Here is a 13,559-nt window from a genome sequence, read left to right as displayed (position 1 = left end):
CTCCTATATTCCATATGCAAAACTTAATCCATTTGTAACAGGATTCGTATATGTTTGGCATTTTATTTGATATAATGCTTGAATTGTATTTGATGTTAGAACCTCTTCGGGTGTACCGTGAGCATAGACCTCGCCATCTTTTATCGCATATAGATAATCGCAATAATGCGCTGCCATCTCTAAATCATGAAGTGCTGCAAGAACACCAATGTTCAAACTTTTAACACATGACAAAATTTCAATCTGATAACGAATATCTAAGTGATTCGTAGGTTCATCTAAAATCATGAATTTTGGCTGTTGTGCAATGGTTCTTGCTAAAATGACCCTTTGCTTTTCTCCACCAGACAACGATAAAAAACCACGATTTTTGTACTCTAGTAAATTTGTTCTCGTTAAAGCTTCCTCCACAATCTCAAAATCTTCTTGTTTATCTGACTCTAGCATTTTTTTATGTGGCGTCCTGCCCAACATCACCATTTGCTGTACCGATAAGTCAAAATGCATTTCATTAAATTGCCCTACTACACCCAATCGCTGAGAAATTTTTTTCTCTGAAGTTTTTAATACATCCAAATCATCTAAAAAAACCATCCCCTTTTGTGGAACCAAGCTTTTATAAATACTTTTTAATAGCGTTGATTTCCCACATCCATTTGGTCCAATAAGGCCAACAAATTGTTGTTTTTTGACGTGGATTGAAACATTTTTTACAATCTCTTTCTTCCCAATCCTTATTTCCATTTCGTTTGCTGTTAATTCCATTTTCTACCCTCCGAAGTTGTAGCCTTTTTTTACAATCATATAGATAAATAATGGTGAACCAATAACAGAGGTAATAATTCCAATAGGCAATTCCACATTATGTATTAATGTTCTTGACAAGATGTCTGCCCAGATCATGAAAAGGCCTCCTAAAAGTAACGTTCCAAGCATTAATCGTTTATGATCAGCCCCAAAAATTCCTCTAGTGATATGTGGGATAATCAGACCTACAAAACCAATCATTCCTGCGTACGCAACCATTGTTCCTGTAATAAGTGCAGTAACAATCATATAAAATTTACGATAGACACTTAAATTAATACCAAGCGTAATAGCTGATTCATCACCTAATAGCATCGTATTTAAAACGCGATGTTGGAACAGGAACATACCACAACCAAGTAAAATTACTATTGCCATGATAGGTGTTTTCTCCCAACTTGCAGAGGCCAAGCTTCCCATTGACCAAAAAGTAACTGTTTTAATTCCTTCAGCATCATTAGCAAAAAAGATAATTAGACTTGAGAAAGAACTGCACAATGCACCAATAACCACCCCTGATAAAACGAGTTTCACCGATGTTGCTTTGCCGCCTATACTAGATAAAATAAGGACTGCCATTGACGTAACCATTGCACCAACAAAAGCGCCGAATGCTACACCAAATTGAGCCAAAAGCGCACTACTTCCAAATCCAACTAAAATGGCAAATGTTGCACCTAATGAGGCGCCTGATGAAATACCAAGTATATAAGGGTCAGCGAGCGGATTTTGCACGACTGCTTGCATGACAGCTCCACACAGTGACAGCCCAATACCTATCAGCAATGCCAAAATAACGCGAGGCATCCTCACCTGTAAAATAATATTCAAGTAAGATTCACTTTGGACATTATCTAGTGAGCCAAGCCGTCCATTGGTAATAGTATGCAATAATATATCCATGGATTGTTTGAACGGTATATTCACTTGTCCTATCGATACAGAAAAAACAGCGGATAACAGTATTAAGGCTATTAAAAGAACAATAATCACATAATAAATGTTGCCCATCCCTATTCTGTTTATTTCTTGTTTATTCAAAATTTCACCTCTATCTACAATACTGATTTCAAATGATAACGATTATCATTTTCAATTACTTTTGTATTGTAAATTATAATTAATTGAAAAACAACAAGAAATTTTATCAAAAATTGATTTACCCAATTGTGAACTAGTAGTTTGCTATTGAAATATGACATTTAAGTATTTTCTCTATTTTTGCAATAGCGACAGAAAACATGCGAAAAAAAAGAAGAACATATCATTAATCCTAAAAATTAATGATAGGCTTCTCCTAATTTTGATAATGTATAAAATAAAGGTTTAACGATGATTCGGTCTTAAAACTACTATTCTATTACACTCACCTTATGGAATCATCACCACAAAAAACCTCCCAAGAATATTCTTGAGAGGTTTTATTAAATATATTTTAAAAAATATAACAGCAATTCAAACCTTAGGTTCGATTACATCATGCCGCCCATACCGCCCATGTCAGGCATACCCATACCTGCGCCTGCTGGTTCTGGAATATCTGCTACAACCGCTTCTGTTGTTAAGAATAGAGCTGCCACTGATGCTGCATTTTGTAGAGCTGAACGAGTTACTTTCGCTGGGTCTACTACGCCCGCTTCCACCATGTTTACCCATTCGCCTGTCGCAGCATTGAAGCCTACACCGATTTCTTCGCGTTTTAGGCGATCCACGATGATTGATCCTTCAAGACCTGCGTTGTTTGCGATTTGACGAACTGGCTCTTCTAATGCGCGAAGGACGATTCTTACACCTGTTGCTACGTCTCCATCAACTACGTCCGCTGCTTTTTCAACTGCTGCGTATACGTTAAGAAGTGCCGTACCACCACCTGAAACAATACCTTCTTCAACTGCTGCACGAGTTGAGTTTAGGGCATCTTCAATGCGGAGTTTACGTTCTTTTAGTTCTGTTTCAGTTGCAGCACCAACTTTGATGACTGCTACACCGCCAGCAAGTTTTGCAAGGCGTTCTTGTAATTTTTCTTTATCAAATTCGGAAGTTGTGTCAGCAAGTTGTGCACGGATTTGGCCAATACGCCCTTCCACTGCATCTGCACCGCCAACGCCTTCTACGATTGTTGTATTGTCTTTTGTGACAACAACTTTCGCTGCGCGACCAAGTGAAGTAATATCCGCAGATTTTAGATCTAATCCTAATTCTTCAGTAATTACTTGACCACCTGTCAAAATAGCAATGTCCTCAAGCATCGCTTTACGACGATCACCGAATCCAGGCGCTTTAACCGCTACAGCGTTGAATGTACCACGAAGTTTGTTTACAACAAGTGTGGCAAGAGCTTCACCTTCAACATCTTCAGCGATGATTAATAATGGCCGACCTTGTTGTACTACTTGTTCTAATAATGGTAAAACTTCTTGGATATTTGTGATTTTTTTATCTGTAATTAAAATGTATGGGTTATCAAGTACCGCTTCCATTTTATCTGTATCTGTTACCATATAGTGAGATGCATAGCCACGGTCGAATTGCATACCTTCTACAACATCAAGTTCAGTTGTGAAGCCTTTTGACTCTTCGATTGTGATAACACCATCGTTACCAACGCGCTCCATAGCTTCTGCGATTAATTCACCAACTTCTTCGTCAGCAGCAGAAATAGCCGCAACTTGTGCGATTTCTTCTTTGTTACTTACTGGACGAGAAATTGCATGTAATTCAGTTAGAGCAGCTGCTACCGCTTTGTCGATTCCTTTACGGATACCTACTGGGTTTGCACCAGCTGTTACGTTTTTCAGACCTTCACGAATGATCGCTTGTGCAAGAACAGTTGCAGTTGTTGTACCGTCCCCTGCGATTTCATTTGTTTTAGAAGCAACCTCTGCTACTAATTTTGCACCCATGTTTTCATATGCATTTTCAAGCTCTATTTCTTTTGCAATAGTTACACCATCATTTGTAATAAGTGGTGAACCGAATTTTTTTTCTAAAACGACGTTACGACCTTTAGGACCTAATGTCACTTTCACTGCGTTAGCTAGTTTATCTACACCTTGAAGCATTAATGAACGAGCTTCTTCTGAGAATTTAATATCTTTTGCCATTTGAATTTACCCTCCTGAAATGGAATATTCGTTAAGCTTAATTAATATAGTTATGTTTTATTGAATAATTGCAAGAACATCGCTTTCGCGTAAAATCAAATATTCATTGCCTTCATATTTAACTTCTGTACCTGAGTATTTAGAGAATATAATGTGGTCGTCAACTTTAACGTCAAGCTCTACACGTTGTCCGTTTTCTAAAAAACGACCTGTCCCAACTGCTACTACTTTACCTTCTTGCGGCTTTTCTTTCGCAGAATCCGGTAGTACAATTCCAAATGCAGATTTTTCTTCTACCTCGATTAGTTCGATTACAATACGATCTCCTAGTGGTCTTAACAAGTGAAACAACCTCCTATTAATGAAATATTTGTTGAGAGTTTATTAGCACTCTACACCAATGAGTGCTAACACATTTATTATGATAATCAATCACTTCTTTTTTTGCAAGCCAGAACTACGAAAAATTTTGTTTTCTTTCCGTATTCCTCTACAATAGAAAGGAAGCTATATGAATGGAAAGGATTTTGTCTGTGAATAATTCTCTAGTAGGTATTAAACATAAAAAAACTGCTCTCTATGTTTTAATGATTTACATTATCATGCAATTATCAGGTAGATGGCTCATTATGCCGTTCCACAAAGTTGTGATGAGTACGACAGGTTTACCTGCTGAACAAGCTGCCCCCATAACACAAGGTTGGTATATCGCACTTAGCTTTGCGATTGCACTGCTTCTAAGTTTAATCTTAACATCTCGTGATAAAACTTTTTGGGATGTCTATCAAGGTAAAAAGGAAACAGTACCACTAACAATTATGTGGGGCATCATTGGTTTCTTCTTAGTATTTTTCGGACAAATGATCGGTGCAGCTATTGAAATGGCCATCTTTGGTATTGAAGGCGGCTCACAAAACACAGCTGACATTGTAGCTCTTGCGAAAGGTGCGCCCATTGCCATTTTGGCCATTGTAGTATTTGGACCTATTTTGGAAGAATTCGTCTTCCGTCGTGTTATTTTTGGTTCGCTTGTCCAAACAACAAACTTTTGGGTAGCCGCCATCGTTAGTGCCATCTTTTTTGCGCTGATTCACTTCGATTTTTCACATATCTTGCTTTATACAATTTGTGGTCTAATCTTTGCATTTTTATATCACAAAACAAAACGGATATGGACATCAATTATCGCACATATAATGCTAAATGGTTTTGTGACACTTGTACAATTCTATGCAGAACCACTGCAAAAGTTTCTTGAAGAACTAGAAAAAATGCAATAAAAGTCTCTAACCGCTCTGGTACTGTATTAGCTGAGTGGTTTTTCTATAGTCAAACGTTATTTTACATAGCCCGGGTTCTAGTTGATTATACCTGAGCATAATTGCTACTAACAGAACATTACTAGGATGTAGCTATAGACCCTTTGTGCCCTCTAAAATACCAAAAAGCCCGGTGCATCTATTACGCACCGAGCTTCATTTAGTAAACTATTATTTTAATTCTTCAATTTGACGGCGCTGTTGCTCAAGAGCTTCTTCAACCTGACGCTTTTGCTCAGCTTCTTGTTCTTCCTTCAAACGAATTTCTTCCGACTTTAAGTATTTCTTATAGCCCACACGTGAAATCAAAATACTAAATTCATAAAGTAAAAATAACGGTACGGATACCATTAAATGTGATCCTAATTCAGGTGGTGCTATTAATGCAGCACAGACAAATAAACCAAAGTATGAATATTTTCGAACACGTATTAGTAATTCAGGGCTCAACATTCCGATACGAGAAAAGAATAAAATCACGATAGGTAATTGAAATAAAAAACCAAACGGGATTGTGAGTTTAAATAAAAATGAAAAATATTCATTAATCCCGATTGTTTGTTGAATTTCTAATTCGTTTGATAAATTCATCATGAACTTCATGACATATGGAAATAGTAAAAAATAAGAAAACGATAAACCAGCAATGAATAATATAAACGAATACGGAATATAACTCAGTGTCGCTTTTCGTTCCACTTCACGTAGCCCCGGGCTGATAAAAGCCCATAATTGATACATCAAAAGAGGTGACGTGAAAATAAACGAGATTAAAAATATTACTTGGAAATAAATTGCAAGTGGTGCCGTTACATTGAAAGCATGGAGCACTATATTATTGGACTCACCAGTATACTGGATGTACTTAATGAGTGGCTTCGCAATAAAGAAGCTCCCTGCCATAGCGAGAACAAAGAAAACGGCAACAATGAAAAGCCGTTTTCTTAATTCTTCTATATGTTCAATAACAGTTAGATCTTTTGGATTCATTCCTCAAACATCCTAACTTACTTATCTAATTCTTTCTTTTTCTTATCATCATCATCTTCGTCGGCTAAACCTTTAGTAGCATTTTTGAATTCACGCAGTGTTGAACCAAATGCTTTACCGAGTTCTGGCAACTTCTTAGGACCAAAAATTAGTAACGCGACAATACCGATAATAATGAGGCTCATAGGACCAATACCACCCATTACAGCCACCTCCTCTTTATATCCATCATTTTAACGCATATTTCGTCAATTTGCTAATTAATAATATGTGAAAGTTTTTCGTCTAGATATCTTCTCTACGTTATACATCTAGCACTGTGATTTGACAAAAATATCAATCAACTATGTAATCTCTATTATTCCTGATTACGTATTAAATAAATTAATGCTTGCAATTCTACAGACAAATCAATTGTTAAGAGTTGCATCTTCTCCGGTACTGTAATACGCTCTGGTGTAAAATTTAATATACCCTTTGCGTTCATTGCTGCTAATCTGTCTGCCATTTTTTGTGCTGAGCGTGGAGATACCGTTAAAATGGCAAGTTCTGCACCGTATTCCGCATACTTCTCCTCTAATAAATCAGGATGATAAACAGGAATATTGCTTGTCATTTTCCCTTCTTTTGGTGCCTTTGAATCAAATGCAACCACGATATGTGTATTATGATTTTTCTGGAAATTATACTTTAATAACGCATTACCTAAATTCCCTACACCAATTAACGCGACTTTTGTTGCTTCATGCTGATCGAGTGTTTGGCTAAAAAACTTTAATAGATGTTGCACATCATAGCCATATCCCTTTTTGCCAAGAGCTCCGAAATAAGAAAAGTCACGGCGAATAGTCGCAGAATCAATTTTCATTGCTTCACTCAGTTCCTTCGACGAAATACGTTCCATTCCTTCTTGGGCAAAGTTTTGGATAAATCGATAGTAAAGAGGAAGTCTTTTGGTAGTGGCTTGTGGAATTTTCACTTCTTGTTTCAAACTTTTTCCTCCTTATAAACACTTCAAATTCGCTTTTACGGATTTGAATACTAATTTTGAAACATGCTTATACGATTAAAATTTTTGACATCCACTGGAGGATTTCCCTTTAGTTAGTGGCGTAGTAGACGCCACTAACTAAAGGGAAATCGTTTCAATCTTACATGACAGCTTAGAATAAGTAAAGCACTGACATTGCAAGCAATTCTCTCATCCATTACACTAAGAAGGAATTGAGGTGTCAAGAATGATTGTATTACAAGTCAATCAACTATATAAATCCTTCATTGCAGATGAAATTTTAAGTGGCGTAAAACTAGAAGTTCAACACCGTGATCGCGTAGCATTAGTAGGGCGTAACGGCGCTGGCAAATCTACTTTACTAAAAATAATTGCTGGTCAAATGTCCTATGACTCTGGTGATATCATTATTCCGAAGGGTGTACAAATTGGATATTTAGAACAACATGCTGGGCTAAACTCTACATTATCGATTTGGGATGAAATGATGACTATTTTCGAAGCGCTTCATGCACAAGAAAATACTTTGCGTTCCCTTGAACAACAAATGGCTGATCCAGCTGTTTATGAAAATGCCGATATGAATGCCAAAATAATGTCTGAGTATGACCAATTACAGCACGATTTTAAGGATGCTGGCGGCTATCAATATGAATCAGATACTCGTTCTGTGCTACATGGCATGCAGTTTTACCCTGAAGACTATAAAAAAGCTATTAGCTCCTTATCAGGGGGACAGCGTACACGTTTAGCACTTGCTAAGCTCTTATTAAGTAAGCCTGACTTATTAATACTTGATGAGCCCACTAACCATTTAGATATCGAAACGCTTTCGTGGTTAGAAACATATTTAAAAGGATATGAAGGCGCAATTTTGATTGTTTCTCATGACCGCTATTTCTTAGACCAAGTGGTTTCCACCGTCTATGAAGTTTCTCGTCACCGTGTTACAAAATATCCAGGAAACTATAGTGCCTATTTAGACGAAAAAGCGAAAAACTACGAGCGTGACATGAAAATGTTTGAACGTCAACAAGACGAAAAGGCCAAGCTTGAAGAGTTTATTCAAAAAAATATAGCGCGTGCCTCTACGACAAAAATGGCCCAAAGCCGTCGTAAAATGCTCGAGCGCACAGAATGGATGGACTCTCCCGATGGCGATGAAAAATCAGCTAGCTTCGGCTTTACGATTGACCGCCAAAGTGGAAACGATGTGTTGTCTATTGATGCTTTAGCTGTCGGTTATGCTGACAAGCAAATTTCACATGGTATCACACTTCGTACTTTCCGTGAGGATCGTATTGCACTAGTAGGACCAAATGGGGTCGGCAAATCAACTTTATTGAAAACCATTGTGAAGGATCTGCCAGCACTTGCAGGAGAAATTCGCTACGGGACAAATGTACAGATTAGCTACTATGATCAAGAACAAGCGAAACTTTCGAGCAATAAAAGTGTATTAAAAGAGCTGTGGGATGAATGGCCATTGATGAATGAAAAGGATATCCGTACAGTACTTGGTCGCTTCCTATTTAGTGGCGAAGATGTTGATAAAAGTGTTACTTCTCTATCCGGTGGTGAGAAAGCACGACTTGCATTAGCTAAATTGATGATGCAAAAGGCCAACTTCCTTATTCTCGATGAGCCGACCAACCACTTAGATTTAGACAGTAAAGAGGTCCTAGAAAATGCACTGATCGATTATCCTGGAACACTATTATTTGTGTCTCATGACCGCTATTTCATCAATCGAATTGCTACGAAAGTAGTCGAGCTGTCAGGCGATGGCTCATTCGAGTATCTAGGTGACTATGATTATTACCTTGAGAAAAAACAGGAACTTTTAGAAATTGCACAAATGAAAGCAGCTGCTCTTCCTCAAGCGCATACAGCAGTTCCCGAAAAGACATCTACCTCTAAAATTGATAAAGAAGTAAAAAAACGCGAGCGTCAAATTCGACGCTCCATCGAGGAATTAGAGGGGAAAATGCAAGAAATAGATATAGATATCGTCCGTTTAGAAGAAGCCCTTTGTAATCCTGAAATTTTCACAGACCACGAAAAAATTACGCAATTGCAAAGTGAATTAGCTACCGCAAAAGAGCAACATGAGCTAATTGAAATGGAGTGGCTAGAGTTAAACGAAGAACTAGAAAATATTATTGCATAACATTTAGTAAAGCCATGTGCCTTGTCACATGGTTTTTTTCTTTACTCGCCTTATCTTTTCATATATATTGGTCAAGTGCTATTTTTCGACAAAAAATGCCCACAGATTTATACACACTATAAATCTAGTAATATCAACATATCAACAGACTTTTCCACATTGTCCACAATTTTAAATTATTTAATCCACATACTTTTGTGAAAAACATCCTACTATATATAGAATAATCACAAGTTATGCACAAGTTATCAACAAATTGTGCATAAGTACGGATGTTCGCAGTTTTTTTACCCGATATTTCATCCTTGCCTGTGGATAATTTTCTGAAAAATTTGTCAATTATTATTTCCTAGTAGATGAACATATTTTCTCGTTTTTTAATTTCTATTTTCTTTTCGAAAAAGTAAAAAAAAGGTATCCCAGAATTATTTCTGAGATACCTTGTTGTTGTGAAAGTCATCCTAACGCTACTAAGACACTAATCCACCCAAGACTTCAATTCCATTCCTGGGCGACCGTTCATCGTCAAATTACCACGTTTACCAGCTTCAAACATCGGCGATGCTGCAGCTCCAATCATTGCAGCGTTGTCTGTACATAAATTCAATGGTGGCACAAAAAATGGGATGCCTTCGTTAGCAAATGTCACTTCAAGTGATGTACGTAAGCCCTTATTCGCTGCTACACCACCAGCGGCAATGACTTGCTTAACATTATACTGACGTGCTGCACGCAACGTTTTTGCCGTTAACACCTCAACTACACTTTCCTGAAAGCCTTTTGCAACAGCTGTTGGGGAAATTTCTTCTCCTCGTTGATCCATATTGTGCTTATAGTTAATGACTGCAGACTTCAAACCACTAAAGCTGAAATCATAGGAATCTTCCTCCAGCCATACACGAGGGAAAATAACTGCTTCTCCCCCCTCATGTGCTAATTGGTCAATACGCGGTCCTCCAGGATAGGGCAAACCCAATACCCGCGCCACCTTATCGTAAGCTTCACCTGCTGCATCATCACGTGTTTCTCCAATTACTTCAAACGAGCCATGCGCTTTCATATAAACCAGTTCTGTATGTCCCCCCGATACTACAAGAGCCAGTAGTGGAAACTCCATTGGTTGTACCAGTGCATTCGCATAAATATGTCCTGCAATATGATGTACGCCTAAAATAGGCAAGTTGTTTGCAAATGCAAAAGCCTTCGCTGCATTTATACCGATTAACAGCGCTCCTACAAGACCTGGCCCTTCTGTTACCGCAACTGCATCTAAATCTGCTGGTTTCATATTTGCTTTTGCTAATGCCTCTTCAATGACGACTGTAATTTGTTCTACATGGTGACGTGATGCAATTTCTGGAACAACCCCACCAAATCGTTTATGACTTTCAATTTGTGAAGCGACAACATTTGAAACAATCTCTGCGCCATTACGAATGATTGCTGCTGCTGTTTCATCACAACTCGATTCTATTGCTAAAATAACTCGATTATCCATTATAAATTCACCCACATGACAAGGGCATCCTCCCCGTTATCTGTATAATAGCCTTTACGTATGCCGCCATCTTGAAACGCTAGCTTACGATAAAGATTTTGTGCCACAATATTACTCTCACGCACCTCTAGACTCATTATATCCATTCCGTGTTCACGTGCAATGCGTATCGCCTCTCGCATCAAGCCTTCTCCAATTCCCTGACCACGAGTAGCCGCTGTAACAGCCACATTCGTAATTTGCGCAGCATCTATGACCATCCACATACCACAAAAACCTATAATATTATTGCTTTCATCCACTGCTAACACATAATAGGCATACTGATTTTCATGCATTTCATAGTAAAAAGAATCAAGCGTCCAAGGTACTGGAAATGTTGCAAGCTCAATTGCAAATACTGCTGGTACATCATCAGATAACATTTTCCGATATGTAACATTACTGCTCATGGGCCTTCTCCTTTTGTTCCCTTAACCAATTTGCCTCAGCCTCTGCAATACGTTTGTATTGTGGTATAAAGTGATGTATCGCCTCTACAGTTGGCAAGTCTCGCATACTTGCCAACCGTACGACCTCACTAGCACGTGGTAAGTCATTACTAAATGGTGTACGAAGCGCGTAATCACCAAGTACCTCTACGATCTTACCCCAATAAGCATCAACATCTGCTCCAATAAATAATATTGGCAACTCAAACGCCTTTAAACGGCTTAACAGTCCCTCAATATGATCATGATAATCCTCTATAACCACATCGAGTTCAGCTCCTTTATAAACAGCTGTGTAGACGTTGTCACGACGTGCATCAAATAGAGGACAAATTAGTCCATCATAGAGTGTAGCATTTGCAGCTAATGCCTTTAAACTAGATACACCTACTAATGGTTTGCGTAATGTCCATGCCAATGTTTTAGCAAGCGTTACACCGATGCGTACACCCGTATATGAACCAGGTCCCTCTGATACAGCAATGCCATCTAATTCATTGGGTTTTATCCCTGCATTCGCTAGAATATTTTCAACGGCAGGCATCGCTCCTGCTGAATGTGTTAATTTAATATTTTGGACAACTTCCGCCACTACTTTGCCATCCTTTACAACAGCTACAGAAAGCGGCGCATTCGCTGTTTCAATTCCTAACCAAATCATTTCATTAGCTCCTCACATAATGCCTCATATCGCTCTCCATGAGGCGTTAACACGAATTGACGTTCATTTTCCCCAATTCGACGAATCTCAATTCCTAAACGTTCCCGCGGTAAATCCTGTTCAATTAAATGGGCCCACTCAATAACTGACACGGCATCTCCGTAAAATAACTCGTCCCAGCCAAGATCTTCGTCACTTTCTGCCAATCGATATACATCTAAATGATTAAAAGGTAAACGCCCCTCATACTGTTTAATAATTGTATACGTTGGACTATTAACTGTTCTCGTCACACCTAATCCTTTTGCAAGTGCCTTAGTAAATGTGGTCTTACCAGCTCCAAGATCCCCCTCTAACGTAATCGTATCCTGTGCTTCTAGTAAATTCGCCAGCCTTAATGCAAAATGTTCCGTATCCTCAAGTGAATTCATTATTATTTCAAACATCATTTTTTTGTCCTCTCTTAGCTACATTACTTCTAGTTTACCGAAACAAGCGCAAATGTTCAAAGCATCCAGCAATTTTCAAAAAAAAATAAACACGTCATCCTTTTGAAGACGTGTCTACTCTCTAGTCGAATGCCCCTTAATTATAACAACCTCTTTACCTATCAATTTTTCATCCTTAAATTGAATTATATAGGCTTGCGTCATCAGTATTTCATCATCCCAGCGGTAATGATTATTTTTTACCTTTTCCCCAGAGCCTCCTGCAATTTCAATGACTTCTAAATATGTCATGCCCTCTTTTAACTGTTCAAATTCGGTTTGATTCATATTTTTTTGCCAGTGATACGTATTTGACTCTTCTATTTCAATAATGCGATCTACACAGCCTCCCAAAATAACTAATAATCCTATGAATATACCTGTATGTATCAATCTCCAGAAGTAGTAATGTCGCATACAATCACCCCCGTAACGTACACATTCGCTCTACTACTAAATCAGTATCCATCACTGTCGCTTGAGAAACTTCAAAAACTTTTTTGCTTAAATGTTATTTGTCTCACTATTCATATGTAATGATGTACAATTTAGTTCCTATAACATCCGTGTGCATGGCTTCTTTTCAATTTGTATATTCTTTCAAGATAATTTTTTATGCCAACATAAAAAAAGCGCTTATGATATTTTCATATCATAAGCGCTGTATAATCAATAAATGGCGGTCCCGACCGGGATCGAACCGGCGATCTCCTGCGTGACAGGCAGGCATGTTAACCGCTACACCACGGGACCTCATTAAGACATTAATAAATATAACATAAATATGTTCAATACACAATGTTTATTTTCATATTTTAATAAAATATAGTAAAAAATTCTTCAATTAAAACTTTATTATTTATAGATGCGTGCTATCCAACTATCTATTAAAGAACATATAAAAAAACAGCTAGCAATCAGCTAACTGTTTTGTGTGCCTAGCGACGTCCTACTCTCACAGGGGGAAGCCCCCAACTACCATCGGCGCTAAAGAGCTTAACTTCCGTGTTCGGTATGGG

14 protein-coding genes and 1 tRNA gene are annotated in these 13,559 nt (G+C 38.0%); 2 read left to right on the top strand and 13 right to left on the bottom strand.

The genetic code is table 11. The annotated features are described in order from the left end of the window. Positions 1-3: 3 nt before the first annotated feature. From H131_RS00495 to groES, 4 genes are all read right to left on the bottom strand, one after another. Positions 4-765 (bottom strand): ABC transporter ATP-binding protein, encoded by a 762-nt coding sequence (locus H131_RS00495; RefSeq protein WP_010857071.1) that lies wholly within the window; start codon positions 763-765, stop codon positions 4-6. A 3-nt stretch (positions 766-768) separates the two neighbouring features. After that, a complete protein-coding gene (locus tag H131_RS00490; protein WP_419185154.1) occupies positions 769-1,818 on the bottom strand; it encodes a FecCD family ABC transporter permease in 1,050 nt (349 codons plus the stop codon). A 461-nt stretch (positions 1,819-2,279) separates the two neighbouring features. Then, the gene (groL, locus tag H131_RS00485) at positions 2,280-3,911 is read right to left on the bottom strand and encodes a chaperonin GroEL (RefSeq protein WP_010857069.1); all 1,632 of its coding nucleotides are present in this window, start codon (positions 3,909-3,911) and stop codon (positions 2,280-2,282) included. 57 nt (positions 3,912-3,968) lie between these two features. Then, complete coding sequence (gene groES, locus H131_RS00480; RefSeq protein WP_010857068.1) at positions 3,969-4,253, bottom strand: co-chaperone GroES; 285 nt, start codon at positions 4,251-4,253, stop codon at positions 3,969-3,971. A gap of 173 nt (positions 4,254-4,426) precedes the next feature. Here groES and H131_RS00475 point away from each other — a divergent pair, with 173 nt between their 5' ends. Further along, positions 4,427-5,191: a CPBP family intramembrane glutamic endopeptidase gene (locus H131_RS00475; protein ID WP_010857067.1), complete on the top strand. Its 765-nt coding sequence runs from the start codon at positions 4,427-4,429 to the stop codon at positions 5,189-5,191. Between the two features lie 210 nt (positions 5,192-5,401). Here the strand turns inward: H131_RS00475 and tatC are convergent, their stop codons facing one another. From tatC to H131_RS00460, 3 genes are all read right to left on the bottom strand, one after another. Further along, the gene (gene tatC, locus H131_RS00470; protein WP_010857066.1) at positions 5,402-6,220 is read right to left on the bottom strand and encodes a twin-arginine translocase subunit TatC; all 819 of its coding nucleotides are present in this window, start codon (positions 6,218-6,220) and stop codon (positions 5,402-5,404) included. 17 nt (positions 6,221-6,237) lie between these two features. Next, positions 6,238-6,423, bottom strand: coding sequence for a twin-arginine translocase TatA/TatE family subunit (locus H131_RS00465; RefSeq protein WP_010857065.1), 186 nt, complete (start codon positions 6,421-6,423; stop codon positions 6,238-6,240). Positions 6,424-6,578: 155 nt separating this feature from the next. Continuing rightward, positions 6,579-7,211, bottom strand: coding sequence for a redox-sensing transcriptional repressor Rex (locus tag H131_RS00460; RefSeq protein WP_010857064.1), 633 nt, complete (start codon positions 7,209-7,211; stop codon positions 6,579-6,581). 247 nt (positions 7,212-7,458) lie between these two features. On the opposite strand from H131_RS00460, the gene H131_RS00455 reads away from it, so the two are divergent. After that, on the top strand, positions 7,459-9,402 hold the full coding sequence (locus tag H131_RS00455; protein WP_010857063.1) for an ABC transporter ATP-binding protein: 1,944 nt from the start codon (positions 7,459-7,461) through the stop codon (positions 9,400-9,402). A 478-nt stretch (positions 9,403-9,880) separates the two neighbouring features. Here H131_RS00455 and tsaD read toward each other — a convergent pair whose 3' ends face one another. From tsaD to H131_RS00425, 6 genes are all read right to left on the bottom strand, one after another. Beyond that, entirely contained in the window at positions 9,881-10,900 is a 1,020-nt protein-coding gene (tsaD, locus tag H131_RS00450) for a tRNA (adenosine(37)-N6)-threonylcarbamoyltransferase complex transferase subunit TsaD (protein ID WP_010857062.1), read from the bottom strand. After that, positions 10,900-11,352, bottom strand: coding sequence for a ribosomal protein S18-alanine N-acetyltransferase (gene rimI / locus H131_RS00445; RefSeq protein WP_010857061.1), 453 nt, complete (start codon positions 11,350-11,352; stop codon positions 10,900-10,902). Before rimI ends, tsaD begins: the two co-directional genes overlap by 1 nt. Continuing rightward, positions 11,342-12,052, bottom strand: coding sequence for a tRNA (adenosine(37)-N6)-threonylcarbamoyltransferase complex dimerization subunit type 1 TsaB (gene tsaB / locus H131_RS00440; RefSeq protein ID WP_010857060.1), 711 nt, complete (start codon positions 12,050-12,052; stop codon positions 11,342-11,344). The genes rimI and tsaB overlap by 11 nt, the downstream gene beginning before the upstream one ends. After that, complete coding sequence (gene tsaE / locus H131_RS00435) at positions 12,049-12,498, bottom strand: tRNA (adenosine(37)-N6)-threonylcarbamoyltransferase complex ATPase subunit type 1 TsaE (protein WP_080647701.1); 450 nt, start codon at positions 12,496-12,498, stop codon at positions 12,049-12,051. Before tsaE ends, tsaB begins: the two co-directional genes overlap by 4 nt. A 117-nt stretch (positions 12,499-12,615) precedes the next feature. After that, positions 12,616-12,957 (bottom strand): hypothetical protein, encoded by a 342-nt coding sequence (locus tag H131_RS00430; RefSeq protein ID WP_010857058.1) that lies wholly within the window; start codon positions 12,955-12,957, stop codon positions 12,616-12,618. A 260-nt stretch (positions 12,958-13,217) separates the two neighbouring features. Continuing rightward, positions 13,218-13,293: transfer RNA gene (locus tag H131_RS00425), tRNA-Asp, on the bottom strand. Positions 13,294-13,559 lie beyond the last annotated feature (266 nt).

It is taken from the genome of Lysinibacillus sphaericus OT4b.31 (assembly GCF_000392615.1).
GTDB classification, from domain to species: domain Bacteria; phylum Bacillota; class Bacilli; order Bacillales_A; family Planococcaceae; genus Lysinibacillus; species Lysinibacillus sphaericus_B.
This window is presented reverse-complemented; position numbering and strand designations above follow the sequence as displayed.

What these genes read in the sequence shown, in the direction of transcription:
- H131_RS00495 (WP_010857071.1), bottom strand. Translation starts at nt 765, where the DNA reads ATGGAATTAACAGCAAACGAAATGGAAATAAGGATTGGGAAGAAAGAG.
- H131_RS00490 (WP_419185154.1), bottom strand. Translation starts at nt 1,818, where the DNA reads ATGGGCAACATTTATTATGTGATTATTGTTCTTTTAATAGCCTTAATA.
- groL (WP_010857069.1), bottom strand. Translation starts at nt 3,911, where the DNA reads ATGGCAAAAGATATTAAATTCTCAGAAGAAGCTCGTTCATTAATGCTT.
- H131_RS00475 (WP_010857067.1), top strand. Translation starts at nt 4,427, where the DNA reads ATGGAAAGGATTTTGTCTGTGAATAATTCTCTAGTAGGTATTAAACAT.
- tatC (WP_010857066.1), bottom strand. Translation starts at nt 6,220, where the DNA reads ATGAATCCAAAAGATCTAACTGTTATTGAACATATAGAAGAATTAAGA.
- H131_RS00465 (WP_010857065.1), bottom strand. Translation starts at nt 6,423, where the DNA reads ATGGGTGGTATTGGTCCTATGAGCCTCATTATTATCGGTATTGTCGCG.
- H131_RS00455 (WP_010857063.1), top strand. Translation starts at nt 7,459, where the DNA reads ATGATTGTATTACAAGTCAATCAACTATATAAATCCTTCATTGCAGAT.
- tsaD (WP_010857062.1), bottom strand. Translation starts at nt 10,900, where the DNA reads ATGGATAATCGAGTTATTTTAGCAATAGAATCGAGTTGTGATGAAACA.
- rimI (WP_010857061.1), bottom strand. Translation starts at nt 11,352, where the DNA reads ATGAGCAGTAATGTTACATATCGGAAAATGTTATCTGATGATGTACCA.
- tsaB (WP_010857060.1), bottom strand. Translation starts at nt 12,052, where the DNA reads ATGATTTGGTTAGGAATTGAAACAGCGAATGCGCCGCTTTCTGTAGCT.
- tsaE (WP_080647701.1), bottom strand. Translation starts at nt 12,498, where the DNA reads ATGTTTGAAATAATAATGAATTCACTTGAGGATACGGAACATTTTGCA.
- H131_RS00430 (WP_010857058.1), bottom strand. Translation starts at nt 12,957, where the DNA reads ATGCGACATTACTACTTCTGGAGATTGATACATACAGGTATATTCATA.